Here is a 24,542-nt window from a genome sequence, read left to right as displayed (position 1 = left end):
ATGGCCGTATACATCTACTCGATCACCAGCAAGCAGCACCCCCTCCGGCTCGACGGACTCGACGGCGTGGGCACCCCACCCACCCAACTGCGTACCGTGATTGGCGGAACACTGTGTGCCGTCATCAGCGATGCGCCGGACGGCCTGCGCCCCAAGCGTCGGGACCTTTCTGCGCATCACCAGGTCCAGGACCGTCTCATGGAAGACGGTGCGGTGCTGCCGCTGAGGTTCGGTTTTCTGGCCCCGGACGACGAGGCAGTACGTCTTGCGCTCGAGGAACGCGCGGAGGAGTACACGGCCAGGCTGGAGGCACTCGAGGACACGGTGGAGTACAACCTCAAGGTGTCGCAGGACGAAGACACTCTGCTACGACAGGTTCTTGACTCGGCGCAGGAGGCACGGGAGCTCAACGACGAGATCCGCAGCGGAACCGCCGGTCCCGAGGCCCCTGTACGACTCGGCGAGTTGGTCGCGGCGGAGGTCCAGGCGCGCCAGCAGGCACTGGCCCATGGGGTCGTCGAGGCGCTTCGCCCTTACTCCCGGGACAGGGAGTCGTCCCAGCTGACCGGCGAAGACTTCCTCAATGTCTCGTTTCTCGTCCCTCACGATCAGGAAGAGATGTTCCTCACCGCGGAGCTGAGCGTCGCCAATCAGCTGGGTGATGACGTCCACTTCCGACTCAACGGCCCCCTGCCTCCCTACAGTTTCGTCTAAGGAATCACCATGGGCCTGCTCACCCAAATCCTCACCCTCCCCCTCGCACCGGTGCGAGGCGTTGCCTGGGTCGCGGACCGTGTGCTTGAGGCCGCTGAGGACAAGTACTACGACCCTGCGCCTGTCCACCGTGAATTGGCGGAACTCGAACGTCGGTTGCTCGACGGGGAGATCGACGAGGCGACATTCGACGAGCGCGAAGACGAACTGCTCGACCGGCTCGATGAAATCAGAGCTCGTCGCGACCGCGGCGCTCCCTAGCCGCACTACAGAACGCGAGGCCACTCCTGTGACTGACTCTCCCGTCGACAGGCTCGGCTCGTACCCGACCCGAGCCGCGCCGGCCTACGCCCAAGGCTCGTCAGCCAATCTCGCGGACATCCTTGAACGGGTCCTCGACAAGGGCATCGTCATCGCGGGAGACATCCAGATCAACCTGCTCGACATCGAGCTACTCACCATCAAACTTCGCTTGCTGGTCGCATCCGTCGACAAGGCGAAGGAGATGGGCATCGACTGGTGGGAGCACGATCCGTCACTCTCGTCCCGAGCCAGAGGAGAGCGGTCGCTGTCCGAAGAGAACCGGCGGCTGAGGGCTGAGCTCGATGCCCTGCGCCAGGGCACGGAGCTCCCCGAGGGTGAACAGGAGCAGGCGAGGCACAATCCCCGGAGCCAGACAGATGAGTGAACTGGTCACGTACGCCTACGCCGTAGCTCGCGACGCCGACGGGCTCGCAGAATTCGCCGCCACCCTCACTGGTGTCGGCGAGAGCGTCGCACTCGTGACCAGCGACCGCGACGCATCGATTGTCCTCGTGGTGAGCCGCGTCGGAGCGGACGACTTTCAGGAGGCCGCCCTCAAGCAGCATCTGGAGGACATGGCGTGGCTGGAGGCCGTCGCCCGCGCCCATCACAGCGTCATCGACGCACTCGCGACCCGCACCGACGTTCTCCCTCTGCGCCTGGCCACCGTCTATCTCGACAACGCGCGCGCCCGTGAGGTGCTCGACGACCGAGCGGCGGTGTTCGACGAGCAGCTCACCCGGCTCGCAGGTCATGTCGAGTGGGGTGTCAAGATCTACGCAGACCCCGCGGCTCCAACTCCCGCCCCAGCAACGGCCGAAGCCGGCGCTCTGTCGCCGGGGCGGGCCTATCTTCTGCAGCGCAGGGCACAGAAGGGTGTCCGTGACCAGGTCTACCGGGCTGCGCAGCAGGCTGCCGAGCGGGTGGAAGCAGCCGGGCGCCGGTTCGCGGTCGGCCGTGCACGTCATCGTGTCCAGCAGGGCGACCTCGCTAACGCGGGGGACGAAAACGTCCTCAACGACGCGTATCTCGTCTCCATGGACCGCGCTGAGAGCTTCCGCTCCGAGGCCGCACGAGCTGCCGAGGGACTCCAAGGAGTGAGAGTAGAGATCACCGGCCCATGGGCTCCGTACTCGTTCGCGGCAGCCTCTCCCGGGTCGGACCCTCCCATGGACGGACCAATCGCATGATGACGGCAGACGAATCGTCCGAGGTGGCCCCCCTACCGGACCGACAGGTCGCCCTCATAGACCTGCTCGACCGGCTGCTCAGCGGAGGCGTGGTCATCACCGGGGATGTGGTGCTCTCCATCGCCGACATCGACCTCGTGCGCATATCGCTGCGCGCCCTGATCGTGTCCATCGGCCCGGACAATCCCTCGCCATGGCCCCCGCCCACTACAGCAGGACACCGGGATGACCTCCGAAGAACACGGTAGGCACGCACAGCGGCAAGCCGAGGTCGCTGAGGCTGCCACGCGCGCCTTCCGGATGCTGCCCGCCACGCCCCGTGACCTCCTCTCGGGGGCCGAGCCCGCACGCGCACCCTCACACCGGATCAGCTCCGACCCTGACACCGTGGAACGGGACCTGGTCAGGCTGGTTCTCACGCTTGTGGAACTGTTGCGTCAGCTCATGGAACGCCAGGCGCTCCACCGGGTCGACCAGGGCGACCTCACCGAAGAGCAGGAGGAGCGCCTCGGTGCCACGCTCATGGTCCTTCACGAACGCATGGCCAGTATGTGTGCCGAGTACGGGATGACGATGGAAGACCTAAATCTGGACTTGGGGCCACTCGGCACATTGCTGCCGCCGTCCGCGTGACTCATGCAGCGGCCAGGCCAAGCTTCACCAACAGCAGCCAGACGGGTCTCGGGACCGGACCGGACCGAGCGTCGGAGCGGCCGAGGAGACGTCTGACCTCCTCTGCCGACCTGAGTGCACAAGCATCGTGCTCAGCCAGAATCGCTCTCGAGGTACGACGGCAGCCCTCGTCGGTGACAGCGACAGGTACGAGGGCTCCAACGGCTCTTCCGCCAGCTGCTTCCTCGTCTGATTCCAACGCTGGCTCGACCACATAGCGCCGGACAACCGTTCTCACGTACACAGCCATGCAGGCCTCGACGCGCACGGACGGGAGGACACGCTCCCGAGGGGCGGCGCAGAGCGCTGCTGGCGCAGGCAGCCCAAATCCCGGCAGCCATGGCGGCTGCCGGGATCATGAGCGGCGCGCCTACTTGGGCTTGATGGCGTCCTTGGTCTTCTCCTTGGCCGCGCGCATGTCACCCTTGGACTCTTCGGCGTGCCCCTTGGCCTTCAGGGACTCGTTGCCGACCGCACCACCGACGGCCCGCTTGACCTTGCCCTTGACTTGCTCGCCCTTAGCCTTAGCCTTCTCGTCCCCAGCCACAACCACTCACACCCTGTCTCGCTCGAAATAGGTTCGCCCTCTCGAGTCACCCGAGATTCCAATCTTAAACCGGAAAGTTGCTCCACGGACTTTTCGCAGCCCTGAATTCTTTAACAACAGCTACTTGGTTCAGGGGGGATCGGAACGAGAAGCGTCGGAGTGTCGGCCTGATGTGAGGAAGCAGGCGACGGCCGTCGGCGGTGAAGCGAAATGGGCTGACCTCGCCTCGTCGCCTTCCACCCTGGGCGACGTAATTACCATGGCACCGCTCCGGCCGGACTGCGAGCCTGCGGGCTTCGCCGAGACCTTCGGTGACGAGCTCGGCTTCGTCAAATGGCAAGTCACCGACAACCGCAGGTGCTTCAAGCAGTACTTCGCATCCCGTGGCGCCTGATCCCGCTGCTGACACGGGGGATCCGAGTGTCGGGGAACGTCTGCGCCACACGTTTCACCGCCATCTGACCGACGATGGTGGGACGCACGCTCTTCGTCGCCGTTGGTGCGACGGTTGTCGCCGCTTCCGGCCAGAACCCGACCGGATGCGCATCCTAGACCCGATCGCGCCCTACCTGGGCGGAAAGGCACCGCTCCGACGTGCCGGACAGCCGTTGAAATGAAACGTTCCCGGGTCCGATTTCCGGCAATGGCGCCTGGCAACGGAGTCCCTTACTACCGCTTCTTGCATCGGGCCGAGTGTCCCCGTATACGGCGCACTCGTACATGGCCGGAGCCTGCCCGAGGCCGAGCCATGTGGCCGGCCCCGTGGCGACGAAGATCCCCCACCGGTCCGCTCGATCAATGCCGATCGGTTCCTCCTTCATCGACGTCACCCATGAGCCGGGGACGTCTGGTCAGGTGAGCCGGGGACGTCTGGTGAGGTGCGAATGCCGACTGCTTCCAGCGCGTCTGTTCACCCCGGCCCAAGCGTCGAGCGCCTTGCCGTGGCGGTGTCCCGGTGAGCATGAGGGAAACGCAGAACGATGCCTCACGGCCAACGCGATGTCCTCGTCCACCTCGGCGTCGCGGGCTCCGCAGACGCCATCCGCCCGGGGTGGGTTCCCCGACCGGATGGCGGCGAACTCGTGGTAGCAAAGGTGCACTATCCCTGTCTCGAAAATCGGGGGGCTGATGCTAAGGGGGCGACTTGTCGCCCCCTTTCTTGTTCCCTGCGGCTCTTATGTTTTTATCCCCTGCCTCACGGGCACAGGGTCAGTGAGGCTCCGTGGAGGTATCGAGATGACTGCCGGAGAACGAGCCAAGGCAAAGGCCGAACAGGTCGTCGGAAAGACCCTGCGGAAGGCGGCTCACGCAGCACACAAAGAAACCCTTGCAGCGAAAGGCGCCGCTCTCGAAGCACGGGGCATGATGCGGGGCGCGAAGGAGCACTCCAAGGACTCCTTCAAGCGCTGACGCAATCATGACATTGGACGCCAGGTGCTTCCGCGAAGGCGCAAGAGGACAGCTCTCGCAAGGGGCGTGCCCCTGCTCGAAACTCCATTTCGGCGTCTGAACTCACGGGCATCCGGCAACCAGGGAGTCAAGCTCCCGTAGCGGAGGATACGATGATCATCCTCGGAGTTATTCTGCTCATCATCGGGCTTCTGGCAGGCATCAGCATTCTCTGGACCATCGGAGGAATCCTGGTGATCATCGGGGTTGTGCTGTGGATTCTGGGGAGCGTCGGCCACGCAGTCGGCGGCCGACGGCACTACTGGTGATCCATCTCGAGATCAACTTCTGCCGCATGTGCGGTCGACGCCAAGAGATCGATGGTGCAGGTTCCACGTGATGCCCGGTACTCGAGTCGCTCGTAGGCTGCAGGCCTGCACCATCAGCTCCGCGGCAGGAGGGTTCCGAGTGGCCCGAGGTCGAGGTTGAGATCCTCCGGCCGGACTCCGTGCTGCTCGCAGAGTTCTGCCATCCGCTGGTCGAGCAGCATCAGGGTGGTTCCGATCTCGTCAGCCTGCGCATCACTGAGATCGCCTTGATCGACACGTCGAATTGCCTGCCGCTCCATCAACTGCCGGAGGAGTTCGACCACGGTGAGCACGAAGGCGACGAGGTCCCGCCCCATCTTGTCGGAGTCAAGATCAAGTCGAGATCCGGTCACAACGGGCCTCCGTCCGCCCAGGGCGCCGGAACGCGTTCGTTGACGGACGACAACAGAGCATGAAGCGACAGGCGCACCAGGGGAACGTCGGCGATGGCGATGACCAGGTCGCCGCTGATGACCACCCCGGTGGCCAGGAGTCGGTCCAACAGATCGACGAGAGGCACTCCGATGGGGCCGTTCAGTGGCCCGGGGCTGTCCCAAGGCGCCACGTCGTCGTAGGTCACGGTCTACACCTCGCCAATGAATGAGTAGGGCACCCACGGCCCCGACAGCTCGATCTCCACCCCGGTCCGTGCTCGCAACGACCGTGTCAGCAGGGCGAGTTCGTGGGCGCGCTGTTCGGCTACCAAATAGGTTGCGTTGAGGACCTGGATCCGCCGTTCCCCGGCAAGCTGGGGGGCATGCGGTCGCAACCTACGGGACGCCGTGGCGAGGCGACGGACTTCGGAATCTACCGTTTCGGCAGCCTGCAGCGCCTCGTCCTGGCTCTGGTCGCGACGTTCCTGCACACCTCGCTTGCGCTCCAGGTAAGCAAGGCCTGCTCCGGGTGCCGGTCGGGACCGGTCGGCCGGCGCGGCCCTACGGCTCGAATCGTCCGGTGGGCAGGGTGGCGAGTACACCTTTACGCCCCATTCGGCATGGTGCGCGATGCGCCGTAGTGCTGCATGAAAGCGGTCCGCCGCGTTGGTAAGTGCGTCCCTCGCCCTCTGTTCATCGTGGTACAGCGTGGCCAGCGGCAAGGGCACTGTAGGGCAGCAGGCGGCAGCCACAGTAACGACGTCATGGTGGGCGCGTGCGTAACGTTCCAGCTCCCGCTGGTCGGACAGGCGTGCCTGCCAGGCCTCGTCGGTGAAGTCGCGAGCTCGGACCTCCTGGACGATCGCAGTCAGTGTCCCCAGCGGCAGTATGCTCACGGGCGCCTCGTCGGCGACACCTGGCAGCCCGACGAAGGCAGACGGGTCCGGTTTCCGGCAAACCGCGAACACGTAGGTGGCGTGGGCGTCCGAATGCTCAGGACCGCGCTCCGTCATGTGCCTCGGCTCTCCTTGATCCTTGCTGAATGGGGAATTTCGCTGCGGGGTCACTGGGGTTGCAGCTCGGGCGATTCGTCCTTCATCTTGGATTCGAGCGCCTCCAGACGTTCTCGCAATGCACGATTCTCGTCCTGCAGGGCGCTACGGGAAGCGCGCGAGCTGAGTGCCGGATCGGTTTCCCACCAGTCGATTCCGGCCTTCTTCGCGGTATCCACGGAGGCCACGAACAGTCGGATCCGGATGGTGAGCAGCTCGATGTCGAGGAGTTCGATCTTGATATCCCCGGCGATCACGATCCCTTTGTCGAGAACACGTTCGAGGATGTCGGCGAGATTGGTGGTCTGCGGGCCGGATGCGGGATAGGACGTCTGCCGCAAGTCGACGTCAGTCACGACGCCGCCTCTTTCCTCGTCGCTTCTTGGAAGCCGACTCCTCCTCGTCCTCGTCCTCCTCCTCGTCCTCCTCCTCGCCCTCGTCCTCGTCCTCCTCCTCGCCCTCGTCCTCGTCCTCCTCCTCCTCGTCCTCCATCTCGTCTTCGTCCTCGTATTCGCCGTCGGCGTCGGATTCTTCGTCCTCCGCTCCCTCGTCCTCCTCCTCGTCCTCGTCCTCGTCCTCGTCCTCGTAGGCACCTTCGGCTTCGTCCCCGTAACCGGAGTCGGCGCCTTCCTCCTCTTCCTGCTCAGCGTCCTCTTCTTCCATGGCGTCCTCGTGCGACACGACGACTTCACCGTCACGGATTTCGCCGCGCCAGCCTTCGGGTTCTTCATTGGTGAGGCTGACGTACCGCTGGAAGTTCTTGAAGTCCAGTCGCATACGGCGCCCTTGGGCCCGCCATAGGTTTCCGGTCTTCTCGAAGAACCCTGATGGGTAGTACTCCACGACGAGGACGATCCGGGTCAGGGTGGGTGCCAGTTCATGGAAGCTGACCGCGCCGCGAGTGGTGCCCTTGGCTCCTTCGGAGGTCCAGACAATACGGTCGTCGGGAATCTGCTCCTGAACAGTCGCTTTGAAGCTACGCGAGGATGGACCGACTTTGACCTTCCAGTCACTCCCGACCTCGTCACTCTTCGAGACGTCGCGAACGCCCTTCGCGAAGCTGCTGAATTGGTCGTACTGCGTCCAGTAGTCGTAAGCGTCGCGCAGGGGCACCCCCACATCGAGAACCTCGATGATGTTCATGACCTTGCCACCGCTGGACTTGCGTTTCCCCTTCCCCCCGCCAAAGGCGTCCTTCACCTTCCCAACTACATTGTCCTTGACACCTTTTGCTTTTTCTGAAATGAATGCCTTCACCGGGGAGTCGCCCTGCAGGATGCGGGATCCGATCGCCGGAAGTGAACCGGACTCGGACGCGTCGGTGAGCTTCTCGGTCACGTCGGTCAGTTTCTCTCCCGCCTTCTCGGCGAGATTTTCCACCTGCGCGGAGAGGAACTTGGACAGCTCTTCGCGGAGCTGGTCCATACCCGAAGCTTCCTCAGTGGGTTGATCTTTCTCCGTCTTGGCCATGACTGACTACCTCCGACGATCGGCGCGCTTGGATGCTGCTCGCTTCGATGACGTCGTCTTCTTGGCCGCGCTCTTCTTGGCGGGCGCGGACTTCTTCGCCGCTGTCTTCTTGGCCGCGCTCTTCTTGGCGGGCGCGGACTTCTTCGCCGCTGTCTTCTTGGCCGCAGACTTCTTGGCCGGCGCGGACTTCTTCGCCGCTGTCTTCTTGGCCGCAGACTTCTTGGCCGGCGCGGACTTGGCTGCCTGACCTTTCTTCGCGCGGGCGGGTGCGGCCTTCTTGGATGTCGCTGCTGCGGATGTCCTGCGGCGCCGCTGCGGCCGCGCCTCCTCTTCAGGCTCTTCCTCCTCCTCTTCCTCCTCTTCGTCCTCCTCCTCGTACTCGGCCTCCGGCTCTTCTTCTTCCTCTTCCTCTTCCTCGGCCTGGTCTTCTTCGTACTCGTCCTCCGGCTCCTCCTCTTCCTCGTACTCCGCGTCTTCCTCTTCCGGCGCGTACTCCTCCTCGTCCTCCTCGTCCTCGTCCGCAATCTCGCCGATCCGGGCCGTGCGATCGCTGATGGCACCGGCAAGCGTGCTCATCCCGCGGTCGGCAGCGGCAGCCACCGCCTGACGCCCCGCTTGGAGGACTTCCCCTCGCAACTGCTCCTGCAGATCAGCAAACTGGGGAATATCCCCCAACCTGCGCATCCCCTCGGCTGCAAGCTGGCGAGGGTCGAGACCGAACCTCCGGCCTGCCAGATAGGTCGCAATGGACAGAGCCATGCGACCCTTCTTCGTTCGACCCAGCACATAGCCGCCCACTACAGCAGCAGCAAGCGCCACCTTTTCTTTTTCATTCATGAGCCTGTCACCTTCGATCGTTCGGAGCGGGACCAACCCGTGTGGAATACAGCCGATCGAGCAGTCGTTCCTCTTCTCGTTCGAACTCCTCCAAGCTGATGTCCCCGTCTTCAAGTTCGCGGTTCAGCAGAGCCAGCTGGGCGCGGAGCACTCCCGGGTCGTGCAGCTCTCGCTCAGCTGCGTCGTTGAGTTTTTCTGCCACCCAGATCACGTTGCGGACCGGCGCTATCGGGAGTGTGAGAATTCCAGTGATCAGACCCATGTCAGACTCCGACGGTCCGAACAGAAGTGCTTTCAGCGGAGACAAAGCTGTAGCAGGGCAGTGGGCCGGCAAGACGCAACTCAACGCGTTCACGGTGCGCCTCGGCGAATTGCTCTGCTGTGCTTCGGAAGTCGTCGCTGTCGCCACGGTCTACTAGGAACGACACGTTGAGCACGCATCCGTGGACCTCCGGTCCCGAGGCCACGGCACGTGCTCTGGACGTGAGCTCGCGCAGCACTTGCCGACCAGCTGCGGCGGCCCTGCTTTCCAGAGCACTCGCGACGGCTTCGCCCAATCGGACGTTGGCTTCGTAGCCGGGCCTGCGGCGCGCCTCATCTCGCAGTCGGCGGAGGTTCTTGTCCTCCGCAAGGAGGCTTCTCAGCGCATTCTGTGCCGGAAATGCCTTGACGTTGACCTCGACCGCGTCCGCGAGATGCTCAAGTACAGCCACGTGGTCCGCCTCGCAGGCTGCCAACTGATCGCGTACCGTCGCCTCGTCCGGTGCCACCATCCCAAATCGCATGGGAAGAACAGGGCCTTGGCCCGTGAGGCGCAGCAAAAGCTCCTGATGAGCCAAGAGGTCGCGTCGTCTAGCGCGGAGGTTCGCGGGCGCCTCGCTGACGACAGCGGCGACCCGGCCCTGCCGAATCACTCGCAGATGGGCGGCAGGGCTGCCTACCCCGCTTGAGTCAGTCGGCAGCGGTCTTCCCGCCCGAATGATCGCGTATACGTATACCCCATCGGTTGTCACGACTCAGGCCTCCACCGGTCGTCGACGTGAACTGCCGCGGGCTGGAGCACGCCGCTTCCTTGGCCGTTCCTGCTGCTCTGCTTCGTCGTCGTCCTGCTCGTCGGAGTCGTCGTCGTGGCCCCCGACTGCCTTGCGTACGGTGTCACCCACGGTCTCCGCGGCCTTGCGGACCTTCCGTTTGCCGATGGACTTGGCGGCACTGCCGCTTAGCAGCTCAGGGATGGTGGTGCTGCCCGAGTCCCGTTCCAGGTCCAGCCGGTTACAGGCCTCGGCGAACCGCAGGTAGGTGTCCACACTCGCGACAACGATGCGCGCGTCAATCTTGAGGATCTCGATACCGACCAGGGAGACCCGAACGAACACGTCGATCACCATGCCCCGATCGAGGATGAGTTCGAGCACGTCGTACAACGTGCCGGCGCGTGGTGGGCACGCCACTACCTCATCGGAGTAGGTGGTCGCAGGCATGGGGTGTCCTTCCGGTTGTCGACGAACCAGGGTCACTCATCGGCGGATCCACGCCGGTAGCGGCGGACCCTGCAGTACTCCATGAGTTCACCGTCCTGGTCGAGCTGCACCTCGTACGAGGCGAGAAGGCTCGTGGTATCCGGAATCCGGGGCAGCTCGAGGACGTCCACGACGACGCACCAACCGTCATCGATGCGCTTCACGGCCGATACGCCCTCCGTGGGATGGCCGATGAGCCCTTCCAGGCTCTGGCAGGCAGCCCGCGCGGCTTGGCCTGCTCCCCGCATGGGCGGTGAGCGGCGAGCGGCTGTCGTCGAGGACTTCCCGGCGCGCGGCCGACGTTCTTCTGCCATGAATACAAGTCTGACCAATGTCGGGCTCAGCGCACTTCGAGCGGAGCAGACGAGCGCACGCGTCGGACCGGGTTGCTCGCGCCTCAAGGCCCGTCACCTGCAGATCCGGGCATTTGGTGTGCACTCGGCAAGCTATTGATCGCGTCAGCGTGCCCCGGGGGCTGTTGACGCAATACCTGCTGGGCTTCTCATGCTTCCAGAGGATCCGGTCGTGGTTCCCACCTGAGACTGCAGGACGCTCACACCGCTTTCCGGGCCGCGACGGGCGGCGGGCTTCCGGTCGCGGCGGCAATCAACCTCTGGTCTACGGGGAAGCGGCAGCACAAAATGCGCTGGCGGCGCCACTACGGCGGTTTGACGAAGGGCGACGGGGCGCACCGGACGCGGCTCGGTCTGCTGCAGTCGAGTGCGGCTACACGGACGCGTGGTGGACCTCGATCACCGTGATGTCGACGGCGGTCACCACCATGCCCAGGACATGGCCGCAGGTGTCTGCTACTGAGCGGCGCACCAGTCCGACCGTCTCAGGCAAAGGGCGGTTCATTTCGGCGGTCAGGGTCATGCTCACGCGCACACCCGTGAAGAGGTCAGATCGGGCAAGGCGACAACTGACGGTGGTGACGCCGGGCACCTCGTCCGCTGCGCTCCGCAGCACGGCGGACGCGGCGCGCTCGGCTATCCGCAGGGCGCGCGTCGGGCCGCCGAAGGGCAGTGTCGATCCCGGCCACACCTGATCATGGATGATTTTTGTCATGACGCGGGCGATGAGGCACTGCGTGCTGGGCGGTTCCCGTTCCCGCAGGGTCTTCGTCGCTGTGTCCAGCGCCGGGTCTTCGACGGAGTCACCGGGCCAGCCGTCAGACGGCACGCGCAGGCAACCGGGGAGCGGAGGCTGGGCGGGTTGATCGTCTAGCGCCACGGGCCCATCATCTCCTTCAGGGATCGGCGTGCCCGGTACAGCCTTCCGCGGACCGTCTGCTGGCTGGTGCCAGTCACTTGGGCGATCTCTTCGTAGGGCAGTCCGTGCAGCTCCCGCAGGATCCAGCACACCCGCTGACGGGGCTCAAGGGCGCCGAGCGCATCGGCCAGGGCGCCGGCAAGAGCATCCTCTTCAGCTGCCTGGGCGGGCTGACTGTCCACACCGGCGGTGGGTTCCTCCACTGCATTCAACGGTACCGGTGCCGGCCGCCGGCGCAGAGAATTCAAGCAGCGGTTGACGGTGATGCGGTACATCCAGGTGCTGAACGCGCAGGCGTGACGGAACTCGGGAAGGCGCCTCCAGGCACTGATGAACGCGTCCTGGACTGCGTCCTCGGCGTCCTGGAGGTTGCCCAGTGTGTGGAGGGCCAGTGCGAGCAGGAGGCCGCTGTGGCGCCGCATCAGGATGGCGAAGGCTTCCTCGTCGCCCTCACCAGCTCGCGTCGCCAGCAGATCGTCGGGGGCGGTGAGCAGTGCATCGGCCGTGCCGGTGGCAGGGTGCCTGAAAGACAGGGAGTCGCTGGCACCTTGGCGCGAGGAAGGACTGGTGCTGCGCTTCACGCCTGCACCTCCTTCCCGCTCTGTCACGAGTGCCCGGCCCGGGAGCCATGATGTCGATTTATTGATTTATGTGACGATTTCCCGCCTGGCTGTGTCGAACCTTGTGACGGGCATTGTGATGGTGCCCGCATCGACTGATCGAGGTGACTGCCATGACGGACACCACCGACCGTCCTTCTTCCGAGCAGGACGGCCGTACGGAAACCGCGACCATGCTGAAAGGGCCGACCGGCGCCGGCACCTCACCCGAAACTCGGGGCAGGACCACCATCGCCGACGGCGTCGTAGCCAAGATCGCGGGGACGGCCGCCCGCGAGGTACCCGGTATCCACAACCTCGGCGCGGGCGTGACCCGTGCCATCGGAGCCGTTCGTGAGCGCGTCCCCGGTGGAGGGACCGGCGGCGTCAGCCGCGGTGTGAAGGTCGAGGTAGGCGAGCGCCAAGCCGCAATGGACATCGATGTCGTCGTCGAGTACGGCTTCGCCATCGTCGATGTGGCAGCTGAGGTGCGCGTCAATGTGATCTCTGCCGTGGAGCGCATGACGGGGCTCGAGGTCGTCGAGGTGAACCTCGTCGTCGACGACGTGAACCTGCCCGACGAAGACGACGCAGAGCCAACCGAGGGCCGCGTCGAATGACTTCCGGCTACCGGCGGTGCTCCCCCGAGCGGGAAGAAGCGCGCCCTAGGTGGCAGAACACCCAAGGGACAGGTGAGTGAGCGATGAATACAGCAACAGTGGGTCTGGCAGCCGGAATGGCACTGGGATTCGCCGGATACTTCGGCGGCTTCTGGGCCTTCCTCCTCGTAGCCGTCCTGGGTGCGGTGGGCTTGGTCCTGGGTCTCGTCCTGCAGGGCGACGCCGACATATTCACTCGGCGGCAACGGTGAGTACTACGCCCAGTGCCGACGAGTCGTCCACACACCCGGACGGCCGGTATGCGAGCGGCGCACAGCGCCCACCGCCGCCCGCGGAGCGCGGCGCGACGGTGATTCCTGACCGGGTCGTGGCACGCATCGCCGCGAGAGTGGCCGGCACAGCCCTGCACCGGATCACCGGACCGCAGCACCCGCTGACGGACCTGGCTGAACCCGGCGCTCACGCGACTGCGTACAACGGGACGGCACAGCTAGCGCTGTCCGTGGATCTTCCCTATCCCGCAGATATCACCGCCACTTGTCGGCAACTGCAACGCGAGGTCACCGAACGGGTGGCCCACCTGACCGGTCTGGACATCAGCGAGGTGATGGTGACGGTGCGGCGGCTGGTTGTCGCGGGTCAGCCAGGTCGCGTCCGCTGAATCCCGCAGCCCAACTACCTGCGCCTACTCAGCACCGTGCTTGACCGGAGCAGCAGACACAACCCGACAGACGACGGAGGGCGGACACCATGACGCTGTCACACCGAACCGCCTCGACCGATCAAGCAGCCGGAACGGACCGGCCCGATAACCGCGCTCCCGCGACAAGGCCCGCAACGTACGACGGGCGAGGGGCGAGATCACCCCGCCTGTGGTCCGCACGCCGCATCCCGGCCGCCGTGGTCGCTCTGCTGGCGTTTTGCGCCATCGGAGCCCTGCTGTACGACGTGATCGTGGTGCGCGCGGGACACCGCTCTGGAGCCTGGCGCACCCGCATCGCCGAGGAGATGACCACCCGGCCCGTCGACGACCCCTGGCTGCTGGCCACCGGCGCCGTCGCCGTCGTTCTCGGCCTGTGGCTACTCATCCTCTCCCTCACACCCGGGCTGCGCCGACTCCTGCCCCTGCGGGCACCCGAAGAGTCCACGGAGATTGGGGCCTGGCTGGATCGCAAGGGCGCCGCAATGGTGCTGCGTGATGCCGCAATGCGGGTCCCCGGCGTCAGCCATGCCCGGCTCCGGGTCAGGCGCCGCCGTGTCATAGCCCGCGCGGAGGTCGGCTTCCGCGACACTGCGGTCGTCCGCAACGACCTCACCCAGGCTCTGCAGGAGCAGTGCCGTCAGCTCGCCCTGGTGCACACCCCACGGCTGACGATCCGCCTACGACACCACACCCGCTGAGGCTGCCCCGGGAGCGCGCCATGAACGGTCGATCCACACTCAACCGTCTCCTCCTGTCTCTTTGCGGCCTGGTGCTGCTAGGAGGCGGCCTGCTGATCCTCACAGCCGGGTTCGATCTCTACCGCCGGCTTCACGTGGCCCCGCCCGCCGGGTGGCCCGTGGCCGCGCCTCACGACGTCCTGCTCAGCAACGCCGACCGCGTCCACTGGAGCGATCAGGGCTGGTGGTGGTCGGCCGCCGTCATCGCCGTCCTGGTTCTGGCAGCCGCCTTGGCCCTCATCTGGCTTCTCGCACAGCTGCGTCACCGCCCCAGCGGAGTACACCTGGGTGGGACGCCTCCGCCCGAAAGCGTCGAGCTGCGAGGCCGTGCCCTCAGCGACGCCGTGACCTCCGAAGCGCGTGCTCTGCCCGACGTCAAGCAGGCCAGCGCCCACCTCACCGGACGGGCGACGGGCCCCCAACTGCATGTGGCGCTCACGCTGACGGACCACGGACTGCCCGCCCCCGTCCTGCAGGCCCTGTGCCATGGCCCAGTGGCCCACGCACGCGAGGCCACTGGGTTGACCCATCTACCCGCCCGAGCGCACCTGAACGTTGGCAGGCACAAGGCGCGCCGTGCCGAATAGAGGGGCTGCTACCGAGTGCGGTGAAAGGCACGGACCGGCCATGGGCGCTTCGTCGTCGCTCCGTCGGGGTGGGTCCTCAATCGAGGGTGGCGAGGTGACCGGCGCCGGCGCCCAGCCACTCGATGAGGGAGATGGTCGCGTCATCGGCCCAGAGGCGTACCGCGAGCACCTCTGCTTTAGGTACCGCCGCGAGCCAGCGCCGCTTCGGCAGCACCACCACATCCACCACAAGAGGCCGCACGTGTGGATCTCACCCCACAGGGCACCCGGTGCCACAGTAGTCACGCACAATGTCCACACGGAGTGGAATCCGATGACCGCAGAGGCCGAGTCAGCACCGGCTACCCGCCCCGCTGGCTCACGCCGCCCGGCGTGTACGCACCGCAGAGGGACACGCAGATACTCGTCCAGGCGCTGTGCGGGGAGAACATAGGGCCCACCGCCGGTGTACTGGATCTGGGGACCGACAGCGGAGCTCTCGCCGTCCAGGCCACGCGCATGGGAGCCCGTATGACCGCCGTCGACATCTCGTGGCGTGCTGTGTGGGCCGCGCGTCTCAACGCGCGCCTGTGACGGCATCACGTCACCGTCGTTCGACGCGTTCGGCGCGGGACACCCGGAGGACATCCACGCCCAGCTCTTCGCCGACCTCATGGCGGACCTCGGCCTGCGCACCACCTACGGGCATTACGTCGAAACGGCTCCAGCGGAAGCCCTGGCCACCGTCAACGTCATGTCTCTGTTCGGCCTTCACCGTGCTCTGCGCGGAGCCCTGGTGGGGCACTTCGCCGCTGTCGAAGTCCCCTTTTCGCAGAGCGCATGCGTGAGGAAGTGATTCTGCATCGCTGGGATCTCACCGGCGACGACCAAACGGGCGTGCAGGCGCTCAATGAGCCGTAGATCCCACCGAGATGATGCGTCAGGCGCGGTTCTCGTACTCCGCGATCAGACTGGAATCCAGATGCGAGAGAAGGTCTGCAGGGTCCTGGTAGACGGCGGCTGCTCCGGCTTCTTCGAGATCCGCGCGGGGGATGCCGCCCGACAGTAGCGCCACGGCCCTTGCGCCCGCCTCGGTGGCTGCCTTCATGTCCCATACCGTGTCCCCGACGAAGACGGCTTCCGTGACGCTCGCTCCGACGAGTTTCAGCGCTTGGTGAACCGGATCGGGTGCGGGCTTGCCGGCCGCCACGTCATCGGCCGAAGCCACGCCGGCGATGACGTCGTCCGCATCGACGGCCCTCCGCAGAGCCTTGAGTTCCGCTCCCCCGGCAGAGGTGGCCAGCACGACAAGCCAGCCCCGGTCTGCGAGGGTGCGCAGGAGGGCCTGGGCTCCGTCGAGAGCGGGGAGCCGGTCGAACCATGTGCCGTACAGCGTGTCGTGGGCGGCTGCCAGGGCTTCGTCCTCGTTCCCGTCACGGCCGTCGCCCAACAGATGGGCGACGAGATCGTTTGCGCTGAGTCCGATCGCCCGGTGGATCTCCCGCATCGCCACATGGTGCCCCGCTTGCCGGAACGCCTCCCACCACGCGATGACGTGAAGGTGGTTGGTGTCGGTGAGGGTGCCGTCGACGTCGAACAGGACTGCGCGTGGCATGAGCGTTGCCTTCCGGGACTGGGGAAGTGAGGTTCACGGCGTGAATCACCATGCACCGGTGCGGTCGAGGCGGATGAACGACCGACGGCACGGGTTGACCCGTTCAAAGCTCTCGCAGTGCGGGCAGCAGGTGCTGCTCCGCCCAGTCGATGAAGGGGCGCTGCCGGTCGCCCCCCACCTGGACGAGGGCGATCTCGGTGAAACCCGCCTCGATGTAAGGCCGGACAGCGTCGGCGAAGGCTCCGACGTCGTCCCCGCAGGGGATCGTTTCAGCGACGTCGTCAGGCGTGACATAGGTCGTCGCGACTTCGAAGCCGGACGGGCCCGGCAACTCGGCATTGACCGGCCAGCCGCCCAGAGCCCAGCGGAATTGGTCGTGAGCACGGAGTACCGCGGCGTGCCGGTCGGTGTCGTAGCAGACCGGGAGCTGACCGATCTTCGGCTTGCCTGCCCCTCCGTGCCGGTCAAAGGCGTCCAGCAGTTCGGCCTTCGGCTCGGTGGCGATGACCAGGTCGGCGAGCCGGCCGGCAAGTGAACAGGAGCGTTCCCCGGAGACCGCGATCCCGATCGGTGGGGCTTGGGCCGGCAGGTCCCACAGCTTCGCGTTCACCACGTCGAAATGTGTGCCCTGATGGTTCAGCTCACCGCCGGCGAAAAGAGCGTGGATGATCTCGACCGCCTCTTCCAGCATGTCGAGACGGACACCGGCCGACGGCCAGCCCTCGCCCACCACGTGCTCGTTGAGATTCTCACCCGACCCGAGACCGAGACGGAATCGGCCCTCGGAGAGCAACTGCATCGTGGCTGCCTTCTGGGCCACCACAGCCGGGTGATAGCGAATCGTCGGGCAGGTCACGAAGGTCATGAGCGGAATGCGTGTGGTGGCCTGGGCCGCAGCACCGAGCACACTCCAGGCGTAAGGTGCGTGCCCCTGCGAGGCGAGCCAGGGGGAGTAGTGATCCGACGTCACGGAGAAGTCGAACCCTGCCCGCTCTGCCGCGACGACGTTGTCCACGAGAGTCCTCGGACCAGCCTGCTCCGTCATCATCGTGTAGCCGAATCGCACCATGTTTTCACGCATTGCCGAGGTCCTCGCGTCCAAAACTCCTTGGGTTCCAGGTTCACCTCGTACGGCCTGCGGTCAGAAGAGGCCGACCGACCGCCCACTCCTCGATACTGAGGCCGGGTGCGCGCCCCGGTGCCATGCTGATACCGCCGCCGAAGCTCCCGGTGTCGTTACTGATGGTGGTGTTGGTATCCCGCAATCGCCGGACGTAACGCTGAACGACCGACCGCACCGAGGGGTCTCGGTTCGGACACCGCATCGAGGTCACGGCACCCCCGACAGCGCCAAGTGCGCGCCTGAACGTCGAACCGCACATCAGGAAACGGCTCCATCGAGCGCGGGGGCCTTCGGAGCGTCGCTCGGCGATTCCTGCTCCTGCTCCTGCGAAGCCGTCCCACTGTTGCAACTGTTGCGGGGAGCAGGGGCCACCGCAGGACATCGACAGCGGATCCGGTCGCGATGTTCAGCCTGCGCTGCGCGTGCCTGGCGGGTCCTTGGGGTCGACGCCGGTGGAGGCGGATGCGTCCTTGGTTCCGCTGGGGCGCTGGGAGCGACCCCGGGGGCCAGTGTCGTGCATACCCTCCTCGTCCCTGTCGGCCTTGCTCTGGTCCTCGCCGCGGCGCCCCCTGCTTTTCACGGGCTTGCCATGCGGGTCCCCGGCCTCCTTCTTGGAAACCTCGCGCCCGGGGCCCTTGGCGGGGGCGTACTTGTCGGGGTGGAAGGAGCGGTGTGCGCTCGGGTTGTCCTGCTGACGGGTCTCGTCGACATCGGGAGACCAACCGTGCTGTTTGGTGCCCTTATGCGGGCCTGGGCCCTCGCCGTGCGAGGGTTGCGATGACTTCGGCTCCTTAGCCATGGTCTGGCCTGCCTCTCTGGTCGCGGGATGAAGCCCCCCGCGCCTGCCGCGCTCCCCGTGATGACGCGCTCGTCACCAGTAATGCTTGCGTCCGCCGACGGAGTGTCCGACCGCTCCCATGATCCAGAGGATGGCTCCGATGACGACGAGGATGACGCCGATCGTCCACAGGATGCTGATTCCCGTGACGAAGCCGATGACCAGCAGAATTACGCCGAGGGCGACCATGTTGACCTCCGATTTCACTGTGACGCTCCAACCAGCCTAGGCGCGTCCGGCATTAGCGGCGTGTTGTGCCCTGTGATGCCACCCCAGTGGGCGGAAGCCCCTCGGGCGCGCGGCCCCTACCGGCTTACTGGGACTGCTCGTCCCGGACATCCGCAACCCATTCTTCTCCGAACTGCCCCACGCCGCCGAACAGGAGGCACGCCACCACGGCGACACCGTGCTGCTGGCCTGTGGTCGCACCTGAAACGGTCTCTGGCCAACCTCACCAGACACAGCCTCGACCAGCTCACCGCGCTGGTGAGGACCCGGCTCAAACGGACGCAGTACCGCCCCGGCCTCACCGCCAAGACCGGCCTCGACTTCCAACCGCCGTAACCTCAGCCGTTGAAGATCCCTAGCGCCGAAGCCTAGGCCTCCTCGTCTGCAAGACGCCGGGCCGTGGCGGCGCCGATACCCCCGGCCGCTCACGTCACCACAATGACGCGCGTGGACCTGGCGCCCACCGCGGTCGCGACGGTCAGTCGCCGGCCTGCTCCGCCGGGCGGCCTGCGTAGTAGGTGGCGATCATGTCCTCACCGCCGTGGCCGGCCGCCTCCGAGCGCTCAAACCGGTTGGCCGATGCGGCGACCAGGTCCAGGGTCGCTCCGGACCGTTCGGCGGCTGCCAGAATGAGGCGGGTGTCCTTGAGCGCGGTGGACAGCGTGAAGCTGGGGGTGAGGTCGCCGGAGAGGACCGCCGCGGACTTGCCCTGGAGGTAGGCGGAGTCGAGCGGGCCGCCCTTCACCATGTCGAGGAACGACTGTGGGTCGATGGACAGTCCCTCCGCGAGGTTGAGGCATTCCGCGATGCTGCCCACCAGGTTGATGACCCAGGTGTTGACCACGAGCTTCAGCCGCGAGGCGGCGCCCGGTGCTTCGTCGACCCAGATCGTGCGTTGCCCGATCGCGTTCAGCACCGGGTCCACCGACGCCCGGACTTCGGAGGGTCCGGCGACGAGGACCGTCAACGCGCCGTGTTCCGCGGGCTGCTTGGTTCCGACAACCGGGGCGTCCAGATAGACGAGCCCCAAGTCAGCAGCTCGTTGGGCGAGTTCGGTGGTGGCGTCGAGTCCGACGGTGGTGCTCTGCAACAGGATCTGGCCGCGGCGCACGCCTGGCGCGGCGCCGGCGAGCACGGCGGCGACGGAGAGGCCGTCGTTGAGCATCGTCACGATGACATCGGCCCCGCTTACGGCTTCCTCCGCCGTTTCCGTGACTGTGGCGCCGTCGGCGGCGAGGGGGGCCGCCTTGTCCTGCGTACGGTTCCAGGCACGGACGTCGAGTCCCGCCCGGATCAGGCTCCGCGTCATCCCAGATCCCATGATCCCGGTACCGAGGACGGCCACGGTCGGCCGCTCGGGGGTGGCGTGGACAGGTGTGGACGTCATGAGGGCGTGGTCCATTCGTCGGCTGCGCCCCGCACGGGCGCGGGGCGGTAGAAAGTCAAGGTTGCCGCAGTGCGCCGTCGAGTACCGCACCGTGCACCGCTCTGGCGAGTCGCGATCCCCACCTCGAGCGCGGGCCCGCGAACTGCTCCGCCACCACTCCGGGTCGGCGATTGAGGGCCGGTGCCTACCGCACCATCGTCCGTTTGTCGTTGAGCCGTCTCCGGCTCAACGACAAACGGACTCAGGCGGTGTCCTACCTGGTGAGGCTGGGTAGTGCTCCTCAACATGGGTCAGGGGACGTGGAGTTGGATTGTTCCGGACGGGCTGCGGGAGATCGCCAGGCCGTTGATCCCGGCGGATCGCGTGCGGCCGCAGGGTGGCGGAAAGCGGAACACGCCTGATGACACGCTGTTCGCCGCGATCATCTACGTACACGTCAGCGGTTGCGCCTGACGGGCGTTGCGGATGTAGGCATCCGGTCGGCCTGGCGCAGTCGCAGTCCTTGAAGAACGACCCCATGCCGCGGGCGAGCTGTCGAGCCACGAAGTGAAGCCTTCCGAACGGGAGCCAGGCACCTGCGCTCGGGCCCCGCCGTGGCGGTCACCAGGGTCAGCAAGGCGTGACGCCTCAGCGCCCGATGCTAACCATTTGCTGACCTGAGCGGCAAGCGGCCCCACGCCTCCGACCTGCACATATGGCCAAGCGTTAGATCTTGGACGTGAAGATCGCCCAGGGAAAACACCACACCCCGGCCACCCTCTGGCGCGCACGGCGCCGAGCCGACGTCCTCTTGGCCGTGCTCCGCGACGACACCTTCTGCCAACCACCCACGCCGCACACGTGACCAGGGCTCCGCGAGAGCCGATACTGCCGTGAGTGAGCGGTTGGGAGCGCCGGTCCGCACCACGCCCCACCTGGCACCCCGTCAGTAAAGTCAGCAAAAGGTCAGCAACAGCCCCGCCGGAGCCCGCTTCCAGCCGCCACGGACCGCCAAGGTCGAAAACCTTCCAAACCCGCTTTGACCAGGGAACACACTGGCCAGAGGTCCAGATGCTACGCCCACTTGGAGGTACCCATGAAGATGCTCATCAACGTGGCCGAGACCGTGGTCGCCGACGCGTTGCGGGGAATGGCCGCGGCCCATCCGGAGCTGGTCGTCGATGTCGAGAACCGGGTGATCGCGCGCAGGGACGCCCCCGTCGAGGGAAAGGTCGCGATCGTCTCCGGTGGCGGGTCGGGCCACGAGCCGTTGCACGGGGGGTTCGTGGGGCACGGGATGCTGTCGGCCGCTTGTCCCGGCGAGGTGTTCACATCGCCGGTGCCCGACCAGATGGTGCGGGCCGCGGCCGCCGTGGACAGCGGCGCCGGGGTGCTCTTCGTCGTGAAGAACTACACGGGTGACGTGCTCAACTTCGACATGGCCGCGGAACTCGCCGAGGACGAGGGGATCCAGGTCGCCAAGGTCCTCGTCAACGACGACGTGGCCGTCACCGACAGCCTGTACACGGCGGGCCGGCGCGGCACGGGAGCGACCCTGTTCGTCGAGAAGATCGCGGGCGCGGCGGCCGAGGAGGGGCAGCCGCTGGAGCGCGTCGAGGCGATCGCCCGTCAGGTCAACGCCAATGCGCGGAGTTTCGGTGTGGCCCTGAGCGCGTGCGCCACGCCCGCCAAGGGCAGCCCGACCTTCGATCTGCCGCCGGGCGAGCTGGAGTTGGGCGTCGGCATCCACGGTGAGCCGGGCCGCGAGCGGCGCGCCATGATGACCTCCGGCGAGATCGCCGACTTCTCCGTGGACGCCGTCCTCGAGGATCTGCAGCCGACCGACCCGGTACTCGTCCTCGTCAACGGCATGGGCGCGACCCCGCTCCTCGAGCTGTACGGGTTCAACGCCGAGGTCCAGCGCGTGCTTGGCGAGCGCGGCGTGCCGGTGGCGCGCACGCTCGTCGGGAACTACGTCACCTCGCTCGACATGGCCGGCGCCTCCGTGACCCTGTGCCAGGTCGACGAGGAACTGCTGCGTCTGTGGGACGCGCCCGTGAGCACGGCGGGCCTGCGTTGGGGCATGTGAGGCAACCTGTCGTCCGTACCATCACCACCACGCAAGGAGATGACGTGCTCGACGCCGATTTCTTCCGACGCTGGCTCACCGCGGCCACCGCGGCCGTCGACCGGGAGGCGGCCCGGCTCACCGAACTCGACTCGCCGATCGGTGACGCCGACCACGGCAGCAATCTGCAGCGCGGCTTCGTCGCCGTGAGCGCCGCCTTGGAGAAGGAGGCACCGGCCACCCCGGGCGGCGTCCTCACCCTCGCGGGACGTCAGCTGATCTCGACGGTGGGCGGCGCTTCGGGCCCCCTGTACGGGACGCTCCTGCGCCGGACCGGCAAGGCGCTCGGGGATGCCGCCGAAGTGAGCGAGGCCGAGTTCGCCGCGGCGCTGCGAGCCGGGGTGGACGCGGTCATGACGCTGGGCGGGGCGGCGCCGGGTGACAAGACCATGATCGACGCACTGGTGCCCGCGGTCGACGCGCTCGGCACGTCCTTCGACGCGGCGGCCACCGCCGCCGAGCAGGGCGCGCTTGCGACGACGCCGATGCAGGCACGCAAGGGGCGGGCGAGTTACCTGGGCGAGCGCAGCATCGGGCATCAGGACCCGGGGGCCACGTCGTCGGCGCTGCTGGTCGGGGCCCTGGTCGAGGCGGCCCGCGATGAGTGAGCCCGGGGGCGTGGGCAGCGGTCGGGAGAAGACCGTGGGGATCGTGCTCGTGTCGCACAGCCGCGCCGTCGCCGAGTCGGTGGCGGCCCTCGCGACGGGGCTCGCGGGCGGCGGCGCGGTCGTCCCCGTGGCTCCGGCGGGCGGCACCGAGGACGGCGGTCTCGGCACCAGCGCCGAGCTGATCTGCGGCGCCGCGCGGTCGGTCGACCGGGGTGCGGGTGTCGCCGTCCTCGCCGATCTGGGCAGTGCGGTGCTCACCGTGAAGGCGCTGCTCGCGGAGGGCGACGAACTCCCGGACGGGGCACGCCTGGTGGACGCCCCCTTCGTCGAGGGGGCTGTGGCAGCGGTGGTCACGGCGTCGGCGGGGGCTGATCTGGACGCGGTCGAGGCGGCTGCCGTCGAGGCGTACACGTACCGGAAGGTCTGAGCGATCCGGAAGGTGTGAGCGATCCGGGGCGGCGGTTCGACCGTCGCCTCGACGCTCCGGCGCGGGGAGCGTGGGGCCGAGGAGGGCGGCACGCCCTCTTGATGTGACCCCGTCACTCATGGCATACAGGTCTGTACCAATGCTTCCGAGTGGAAGGCCTGCCGTGCGACGCTCCCCCGGACGCAGCCCCCTGGCGTACGCGACCTGCGCCACGGCGCTCCTGTTCGCCACCTCGTGCGGCCTGCTCGGTGAGGACACCCAGGAGGGGCCCGCCCTCAGCGCCCCCGCCGGAGTCACGGCGCAAGCGGGCAGCGCCACCTCCGTCCACGTCATGTGGAGCCGCCCCGAGGGCGACGCCGACGTCAAGGGCTACACGGTGTACCGGGGCGCCACCAAGGTGAAGAAGGTGCCGGGCGAACAGCACATGGTCGACGTCGTCGGCCTGCGCCCGCGCTCCGCGTACACCTTCTCCGTCCGGGCCGAGGGCACCGGCGGCACACTCGGGCCGCTGAGCGTGAAGGTGGCCGTCACCACCCCGGCCGCCGTAGCCGAGGACCGGTCGGCCCCGACGCGGCCGGGAGCGCTGCGCGGCCGCGCGGAGGGCGGGCGCGCGGCGTCGCTGTCGTGGGGTGCGTCGAAGGACGACAAGGGCGTCGTCTCGTACGACGTCTACCAGGGCGCCTCGAAGATCCACAGTGTCGGCGGGAGCGAGACCCGGGCGCTGATCGCCGGGCTGCGGCCGGGCACCGCCTACTCGTTCACCGTGAAGGCGCGCGACGCCGCCGACAACACCTCAGCCGCGGGCCCTGCCCTCCGCCTCACCACCGCGAAGGGCGCCGACGAGGGCCCCGGCACCGCGCCCACCGACTTCCACGCCGCCTCACGCCGGACCGGCGGGGCGTACTACATCGACCTGTCGTGGACGCCGCCGCGCACGGGCGGCACCGTGCCCGCGTACCGCATCTACCTCGACGGCCGGCAGGCCACCACGCTCGTGTGGGGGGACGCCCCGCCCAAGGGCACGGCGCACAACGGTTTCTACGTCGGCAAGGAGGCCGGCGTCCGGCACCGGGTGCGGATCCGCGCCCAGCTGCCTGACGGGACGTGGGGCGCCTACTCCACCGAACGGAGCGTCACCACCGGGTCCTGAGCACGCCCCGGTGCCCCCGACCCTCACTGGCATCGCTGTGTCACGCCCGGGACGCACCCTTGTCCGCTCCCCTGCGAGCGTCCTACCGTCTCCGGAGCCGCGCGGGAGCGGCCGCATCACCAACGC

37 protein-coding genes and 2 pseudogenes are annotated in these 24,542 nt (G+C 67.0%); 20 read left to right on the top strand and 19 right to left on the bottom strand.

Features of this window, described 5'->3' with window-relative positions:
- The 6 genes from ACIPWY_RS18855 to ACIPWY_RS18830 are packed head-to-tail and all read left to right on the top strand — an operon-like array spanning nucleotide 1 to nucleotide 2,840.
- Complete coding sequence (locus tag ACIPWY_RS18855; protein WP_362907436.1) at nucleotides 1-714, top strand: GvpL/GvpF family gas vesicle protein; 714 nt, start codon at nucleotides 1-3, stop codon at nucleotides 712-714.
- Nucleotides 715-723: 9 nt separating this feature from the next.
- Nucleotides 724-975 (top strand): gas vesicle protein GvpG, encoded by a 252-nt coding sequence (locus tag ACIPWY_RS18850; RefSeq protein WP_329567452.1) that lies wholly within the window; start codon nucleotides 724-726, stop codon nucleotides 973-975.
- A 28-nt stretch (nucleotides 976-1,003) separates the two neighbouring features.
- The gene (locus tag ACIPWY_RS18845) at nucleotides 1,004-1,402 is read left to right on the top strand and encodes a gas vesicle protein (RefSeq protein WP_362907438.1); all 399 of its coding nucleotides are present in this window, start codon (nucleotides 1,004-1,006) and stop codon (nucleotides 1,400-1,402) included.
- The gene (locus ACIPWY_RS18840; RefSeq protein WP_362907440.1) at nucleotides 1,395-2,207 is read left to right on the top strand and encodes a GvpL/GvpF family gas vesicle protein; all 813 of its coding nucleotides are present in this window, start codon (nucleotides 1,395-1,397) and stop codon (nucleotides 2,205-2,207) included. Before ACIPWY_RS18845 ends, ACIPWY_RS18840 begins: the two co-directional genes overlap by 8 nt.
- Nucleotides 2,207-2,455, top strand: a complete 249-nt coding sequence (locus ACIPWY_RS18835) for a gas vesicle protein (protein WP_362907690.1) — start codon at nucleotides 2,207-2,209, stop codon at nucleotides 2,453-2,455. The genes ACIPWY_RS18840 and ACIPWY_RS18835 overlap by 1 nt, the downstream gene beginning before the upstream one ends.
- Complete coding sequence (locus ACIPWY_RS18830; RefSeq protein WP_362907442.1) at nucleotides 2,433-2,840, top strand: gas vesicle protein K; 408 nt, start codon at nucleotides 2,433-2,435, stop codon at nucleotides 2,838-2,840. Before ACIPWY_RS18835 ends, ACIPWY_RS18830 begins: the two co-directional genes overlap by 23 nt.
- Before the next feature lie 409 nt (nucleotides 2,841-3,249).
- Here the strand turns inward: ACIPWY_RS18830 and ACIPWY_RS18825 are convergent, their stop codons facing one another.
- Nucleotides 3,250-3,426 carry a CsbD family protein gene (locus ACIPWY_RS18825; RefSeq protein WP_362907444.1) on the bottom strand — a complete coding sequence of 59 codons (177 nt, stop codon included), beginning with the start codon at nucleotides 3,424-3,426 and terminating at the stop codon, nucleotides 3,250-3,252.
- 259 nt (nucleotides 3,427-3,685) lie between these two features.
- Here ACIPWY_RS18825 and ACIPWY_RS18820 point away from each other — a divergent pair, with 259 nt between their 5' ends.
- The gene (locus ACIPWY_RS18820; RefSeq protein ID WP_362907446.1) at nucleotides 3,686-3,820 is read left to right on the top strand and encodes a hypothetical protein; all 135 of its coding nucleotides are present in this window, start codon (nucleotides 3,686-3,688) and stop codon (nucleotides 3,818-3,820) included.
- A gap of 1,168 nt (nucleotides 3,821-4,988) precedes the next feature.
- Nucleotides 4,989-5,144, top strand: a complete 156-nt coding sequence (locus ACIPWY_RS18815; RefSeq protein ID WP_234374301.1) for a DUF6131 family protein — start codon at nucleotides 4,989-4,991, stop codon at nucleotides 5,142-5,144.
- 113 nt (nucleotides 5,145-5,257) lie between these two features.
- Here the strand turns inward: ACIPWY_RS18815 and ACIPWY_RS18810 are convergent, their stop codons facing one another.
- The 12 genes from ACIPWY_RS18810 to ACIPWY_RS18755 all read right to left on the bottom strand — a co-directional run bounded on the left by ACIPWY_RS18810 (nucleotide 5,258) and on the right by ACIPWY_RS18755 (nucleotide 12,241).
- On the bottom strand, nucleotides 5,258-5,536 hold the full coding sequence (locus ACIPWY_RS18810) for a gas vesicle protein K (RefSeq protein WP_362907448.1): 279 nt from the start codon (nucleotides 5,534-5,536) through the stop codon (nucleotides 5,258-5,260).
- Nucleotides 5,533-5,763: a gas vesicle protein gene (locus ACIPWY_RS18805; RefSeq protein WP_266678019.1), complete on the bottom strand. Its 231-nt coding sequence runs from the start codon at nucleotides 5,761-5,763 to the stop codon at nucleotides 5,533-5,535. Before ACIPWY_RS18805 ends, ACIPWY_RS18810 begins: the two co-directional genes overlap by 4 nt.
- A gap of 3 nt (nucleotides 5,764-5,766) precedes the next feature.
- The gene (locus ACIPWY_RS18800; RefSeq protein WP_393700617.1) at nucleotides 5,767-6,570 is read right to left on the bottom strand and encodes a GvpL/GvpF family gas vesicle protein; all 804 of its coding nucleotides are present in this window, start codon (nucleotides 6,568-6,570) and stop codon (nucleotides 5,767-5,769) included.
- 50 nt (nucleotides 6,571-6,620) lie between these two features.
- A complete protein-coding gene (locus tag ACIPWY_RS18795) occupies nucleotides 6,621-6,965 on the bottom strand; it encodes a gas vesicle protein (protein ID WP_362907454.1) in 345 nt (114 codons plus the stop codon).
- Nucleotides 6,958-8,079, bottom strand: coding sequence for an SRPBCC family protein (locus tag ACIPWY_RS18790; protein WP_393700615.1), 1,122 nt, complete (start codon nucleotides 8,077-8,079; stop codon nucleotides 6,958-6,960). Before ACIPWY_RS18790 ends, ACIPWY_RS18795 begins: the two co-directional genes overlap by 8 nt.
- A 6-nt stretch (nucleotides 8,080-8,085) precedes the next feature.
- Nucleotides 8,086-8,916 (bottom strand): histone protein, encoded by an 831-nt coding sequence (locus ACIPWY_RS18785; protein WP_393700613.1) that lies wholly within the window; start codon nucleotides 8,914-8,916, stop codon nucleotides 8,086-8,088.
- Between the two features lie 7 nt (nucleotides 8,917-8,923).
- Entirely contained in the window at nucleotides 8,924-9,178 is a 255-nt protein-coding gene (locus ACIPWY_RS18780; RefSeq protein WP_362907460.1) for a gas vesicle protein GvpG, read from the bottom strand.
- Nucleotide 9,179: 1 nt separating this feature from the next.
- Nucleotides 9,180-9,929: a GvpL/GvpF family gas vesicle protein gene (locus tag ACIPWY_RS18775; RefSeq protein WP_393700611.1), complete on the bottom strand. Its 750-nt coding sequence runs from the start codon at nucleotides 9,927-9,929 to the stop codon at nucleotides 9,180-9,182.
- Between the two features lie 3 nt (nucleotides 9,930-9,932).
- Entirely contained in the window at nucleotides 9,933-10,397 is a 465-nt protein-coding gene (gvpJ, locus tag ACIPWY_RS18770) for a gas vesicle protein GvpJ (protein WP_362907464.1), read from the bottom strand.
- A gap of 32 nt (nucleotides 10,398-10,429) precedes the next feature.
- Nucleotides 10,430-10,750, bottom strand: a complete 321-nt coding sequence (locus tag ACIPWY_RS18765; RefSeq protein ID WP_362907466.1) for a gas vesicle protein — start codon at nucleotides 10,748-10,750, stop codon at nucleotides 10,430-10,432.
- 412 nt (nucleotides 10,751-11,162) lie between these two features.
- On the bottom strand, nucleotides 11,163-11,669 hold the full coding sequence (locus ACIPWY_RS18760; RefSeq protein WP_393700608.1) for an Asp23/Gls24 family envelope stress response protein: 507 nt from the start codon (nucleotides 11,667-11,669) through the stop codon (nucleotides 11,163-11,165).
- Nucleotides 11,660-12,241, bottom strand: a complete 582-nt coding sequence (locus ACIPWY_RS18755; protein WP_393701163.1) for an RNA polymerase sigma factor — start codon at nucleotides 12,239-12,241, stop codon at nucleotides 11,660-11,662. The genes ACIPWY_RS18760 and ACIPWY_RS18755 overlap by 10 nt, the downstream gene beginning before the upstream one ends.
- Before the next feature lie 200 nt (nucleotides 12,242-12,441).
- On the opposite strand from ACIPWY_RS18755, the gene ACIPWY_RS18750 reads away from it, so the two are divergent.
- The 5 genes from ACIPWY_RS18750 to ACIPWY_RS18730 all read left to right on the top strand — a co-directional run bounded on the left by ACIPWY_RS18750 (nucleotide 12,442) and on the right by ACIPWY_RS18730 (nucleotide 14,954).
- The gene (locus ACIPWY_RS18750; RefSeq protein ID WP_362907470.1) at nucleotides 12,442-12,927 is read left to right on the top strand and encodes an Asp23/Gls24 family envelope stress response protein; all 486 of its coding nucleotides are present in this window, start codon (nucleotides 12,442-12,444) and stop codon (nucleotides 12,925-12,927) included.
- Nucleotides 12,928-13,010: 83 nt separating this feature from the next.
- Complete coding sequence (locus tag ACIPWY_RS18745; RefSeq protein WP_165914339.1) at nucleotides 13,011-13,178, top strand: hypothetical protein; 168 nt, start codon at nucleotides 13,011-13,013, stop codon at nucleotides 13,176-13,178.
- 116 nt (nucleotides 13,179-13,294) lie between these two features.
- The gene (locus tag ACIPWY_RS18740; protein ID WP_362907472.1) at nucleotides 13,295-13,588 is read left to right on the top strand and encodes a hypothetical protein; all 294 of its coding nucleotides are present in this window, start codon (nucleotides 13,295-13,297) and stop codon (nucleotides 13,586-13,588) included.
- A 239-nt stretch (nucleotides 13,589-13,827) separates the two neighbouring features.
- A complete protein-coding gene (locus ACIPWY_RS18735; protein ID WP_362907474.1) occupies nucleotides 13,828-14,328 on the top strand; it encodes a DUF6286 domain-containing protein in 501 nt (166 codons plus the stop codon).
- 20 nt (nucleotides 14,329-14,348) lie between these two features.
- The gene (locus tag ACIPWY_RS18730; protein WP_362907476.1) at nucleotides 14,349-14,954 is read left to right on the top strand and encodes an alkaline shock response membrane anchor protein AmaP; all 606 of its coding nucleotides are present in this window, start codon (nucleotides 14,349-14,351) and stop codon (nucleotides 14,952-14,954) included.
- Between the two features lie 76 nt (nucleotides 14,955-15,030).
- Here the strand turns inward: ACIPWY_RS18730 and ACIPWY_RS18725 are convergent, their stop codons facing one another.
- On the bottom strand, nucleotides 15,031-15,195 hold the full coding sequence (locus ACIPWY_RS18725; RefSeq protein ID WP_393700604.1) for a hypothetical protein: 165 nt from the start codon (nucleotides 15,193-15,195) through the stop codon (nucleotides 15,031-15,033).
- 2 nt (nucleotides 15,196-15,197) lie between these two features.
- On the opposite strand from ACIPWY_RS18725, the gene ACIPWY_RS18720 reads away from it, so the two are divergent.
- Together ACIPWY_RS18720 and ACIPWY_RS18715 are read left to right on the top strand one after the other, a co-directional pair.
- Nucleotides 15,198-15,527 (top strand): 50S ribosomal protein L11 methyltransferase, encoded by a 330-nt coding sequence (locus ACIPWY_RS18720; protein WP_393700602.1) that lies wholly within the window; start codon nucleotides 15,198-15,200, stop codon nucleotides 15,525-15,527.
- Nucleotides 15,502-15,765, top strand: a pseudogene (locus ACIPWY_RS18715) (iron-containing redox enzyme family protein); the annotation flags it as partial. The gene ACIPWY_RS18720 and the pseudogene ACIPWY_RS18715, both read left to right, overlap by 26 nt.
- Nucleotides 15,766-15,873: 108 nt before the next feature.
- On the opposite strand, the gene ACIPWY_RS18710 reads toward ACIPWY_RS18715, so the two are convergent.
- From ACIPWY_RS18710 to ACIPWY_RS18690, 5 genes are all read right to left on the bottom strand, one after another.
- The gene (locus ACIPWY_RS18710; RefSeq protein ID WP_393700600.1) at nucleotides 15,874-16,548 is read right to left on the bottom strand and encodes an HAD family hydrolase; all 675 of its coding nucleotides are present in this window, start codon (nucleotides 16,546-16,548) and stop codon (nucleotides 15,874-15,876) included.
- A 103-nt stretch (nucleotides 16,549-16,651) separates the two neighbouring features.
- Nucleotides 16,652-17,617, bottom strand: coding sequence for an LLM class F420-dependent oxidoreductase (locus ACIPWY_RS18705; protein WP_362907694.1), 966 nt, complete (start codon nucleotides 17,615-17,617; stop codon nucleotides 16,652-16,654).
- A 460-nt stretch (nucleotides 17,618-18,077) separates the two neighbouring features.
- Nucleotides 18,078-18,470: a hypothetical protein gene (locus ACIPWY_RS18700; RefSeq protein WP_393700598.1), complete on the bottom strand. Its 393-nt coding sequence runs from the start codon at nucleotides 18,468-18,470 to the stop codon at nucleotides 18,078-18,080.
- 72 nt (nucleotides 18,471-18,542) lie between these two features.
- Entirely contained in the window at nucleotides 18,543-18,698 is a 156-nt protein-coding gene (locus tag ACIPWY_RS18695; RefSeq protein WP_227291662.1) for a DUF6131 family protein, read from the bottom strand.
- A 517-nt stretch (nucleotides 18,699-19,215) separates the two neighbouring features.
- Nucleotides 19,216-20,124 (bottom strand): NAD(P)-dependent oxidoreductase, encoded by a 909-nt coding sequence (locus ACIPWY_RS18690; protein WP_362907482.1) that lies wholly within the window; start codon nucleotides 20,122-20,124, stop codon nucleotides 19,216-19,218.
- Between the two features lie 285 nt (nucleotides 20,125-20,409).
- Here ACIPWY_RS18690 and ACIPWY_RS18685 point away from each other — a divergent pair.
- The 5 genes and pseudogenes from ACIPWY_RS18685 to ACIPWY_RS18665 form a co-directional block, all read left to right on the top strand.
- Nucleotides 20,410-20,574 (top strand): annotated as a pseudogene (locus tag ACIPWY_RS18685) (IS5/IS1182 family transposase); the annotation flags it as partial.
- 625 nt (nucleotides 20,575-21,199) lie between these two features.
- Nucleotides 21,200-22,192: a dihydroxyacetone kinase subunit DhaK gene (gene dhaK, locus ACIPWY_RS18680; RefSeq protein ID WP_362907484.1), complete on the top strand. Its 993-nt coding sequence runs from the start codon at nucleotides 21,200-21,202 to the stop codon at nucleotides 22,190-22,192.
- Nucleotides 22,193-22,236: 44 nt separating this feature from the next.
- Nucleotides 22,237-22,839 (top strand): dihydroxyacetone kinase subunit DhaL, encoded by a 603-nt coding sequence (gene dhaL, locus ACIPWY_RS18675; protein WP_393700595.1) that lies wholly within the window; start codon nucleotides 22,237-22,239, stop codon nucleotides 22,837-22,839.
- Nucleotides 22,832-23,266, top strand: coding sequence for a PTS fructose transporter subunit IIA (locus ACIPWY_RS18670; RefSeq protein WP_362907488.1), 435 nt, complete (start codon nucleotides 22,832-22,834; stop codon nucleotides 23,264-23,266). Before dhaL ends, ACIPWY_RS18670 begins: the two co-directional genes overlap by 8 nt.
- Nucleotides 23,267-23,429: 163 nt before the next feature.
- A complete protein-coding gene (locus tag ACIPWY_RS18665) occupies nucleotides 23,430-24,416 on the top strand; it encodes a fibronectin type III domain-containing protein (protein WP_393700592.1) in 987 nt (328 codons plus the stop codon).
- The last annotated feature ends 126 nt before the right edge of the window (nucleotides 24,417-24,542 follow it).

The sequence above is a fragment of the Streptomyces sp. NPDC090032 genome, from assembly GCF_044748025.1.
Taxonomy (GTDB): domain Bacteria; phylum Actinomycetota; class Actinomycetes; order Streptomycetales; family Streptomycetaceae; genus Streptomyces.
This window is presented reverse-complemented; position numbering and strand designations above follow the sequence as displayed.

Excerpts from the sequence above, each read along its gene's own strand:
- ACIPWY_RS18765 (WP_362907466.1), bottom strand. The coding sequence starts at position 10,750 with ATGGCAGAAGAACGTCGGCCGCGCGCCGGGAAGTCCTCGACGACAGCC.
- ACIPWY_RS18750 (WP_362907470.1), top strand. The coding sequence starts at position 12,442 with ATGACGGACACCACCGACCGTCCTTCTTCCGAGCAGGACGGCCGTACG.
- ACIPWY_RS18790 (WP_393700615.1), bottom strand. The coding sequence starts at position 8,079 with ATGGCCAAGACGGAGAAAGATCAACCCACTGAGGAAGCTTCGGGTATG.
- ACIPWY_RS18690 (WP_362907482.1), bottom strand. The coding sequence starts at position 20,124 with ATGACGTCCACACCTGTCCACGCCACCCCCGAGCGGCCGACCGTGGCC.
- ACIPWY_RS18745 (WP_165914339.1), top strand. The coding sequence starts at position 13,011 with ATGAATACAGCAACAGTGGGTCTGGCAGCCGGAATGGCACTGGGATTC.
- ACIPWY_RS18785 (WP_393700613.1), bottom strand. The coding sequence starts at position 8,916 with ATGAATGAAAAAGAAAAGGTGGCGCTTGCTGCTGCTGTAGTGGGCGGC.
- ACIPWY_RS18820 (WP_362907446.1), top strand. The coding sequence starts at position 3,686 with ATGGCACCGCTCCGGCCGGACTGCGAGCCTGCGGGCTTCGCCGAGACC.
- ACIPWY_RS18835 (WP_362907690.1), top strand. The coding sequence starts at position 2,207 with ATGACGGCAGACGAATCGTCCGAGGTGGCCCCCCTACCGGACCGACAG.
- dhaK (WP_362907484.1), top strand. The coding sequence starts at position 21,200 with ATGAAGATGCTCATCAACGTGGCCGAGACCGTGGTCGCCGACGCGTTG.
- ACIPWY_RS18705 (WP_362907694.1), bottom strand. The coding sequence starts at position 17,617 with ATGGTGCGATTCGGCTACACGATGATGACGGAGCAGGCTGGTCCGAGG.
- ACIPWY_RS18695 (WP_227291662.1), bottom strand. The coding sequence starts at position 18,698 with ATGGTCGCCCTCGGCGTAATTCTGCTGGTCATCGGCTTCGTCACGGGA.
- ACIPWY_RS18670 (WP_362907488.1), top strand. The coding sequence starts at position 22,832 with ATGAGTGAGCCCGGGGGCGTGGGCAGCGGTCGGGAGAAGACCGTGGGG.
- ACIPWY_RS18700 (WP_393700598.1), bottom strand. The coding sequence starts at position 18,470 with ATGGCTAAGGAGCCGAAGTCATCGCAACCCTCGCACGGCGAGGGCCCA.
- ACIPWY_RS18780 (WP_362907460.1), bottom strand. The coding sequence starts at position 9,178 with ATGGGTCTGATCACTGGAATTCTCACACTCCCGATAGCGCCGGTCCGC.
- ACIPWY_RS18840 (WP_362907440.1), top strand. The coding sequence starts at position 1,395 with ATGAGTGAACTGGTCACGTACGCCTACGCCGTAGCTCGCGACGCCGAC.
- ACIPWY_RS18850 (WP_329567452.1), top strand. The coding sequence starts at position 724 with ATGGGCCTGCTCACCCAAATCCTCACCCTCCCCCTCGCACCGGTGCGA.
- ACIPWY_RS18710 (WP_393700600.1), bottom strand. The coding sequence starts at position 16,548 with ATGCCACGCGCAGTCCTGTTCGACGTCGACGGCACCCTCACCGACACC.
- ACIPWY_RS18855 (WP_362907436.1), top strand. The coding sequence starts at position 1 with ATGGCCGTATACATCTACTCGATCACCAGCAAGCAGCACCCCCTCCGG.
- ACIPWY_RS18815 (WP_234374301.1), top strand. The coding sequence starts at position 4,989 with ATGATCATCCTCGGAGTTATTCTGCTCATCATCGGGCTTCTGGCAGGC.
- ACIPWY_RS18800 (WP_393700617.1), bottom strand. The coding sequence starts at position 6,570 with ATGACGGAGCGCGGTCCTGAGCATTCGGACGCCCACGCCACCTACGTG.
- ACIPWY_RS18730 (WP_362907476.1), top strand. The coding sequence starts at position 14,349 with ATGAACGGTCGATCCACACTCAACCGTCTCCTCCTGTCTCTTTGCGGC.
- ACIPWY_RS18830 (WP_362907442.1), top strand. The coding sequence starts at position 2,433 with ATGACCTCCGAAGAACACGGTAGGCACGCACAGCGGCAAGCCGAGGTC.
- gvpJ (WP_362907464.1), bottom strand. The coding sequence starts at position 10,397 with ATGCCTGCGACCACCTACTCCGATGAGGTAGTGGCGTGCCCACCACGC.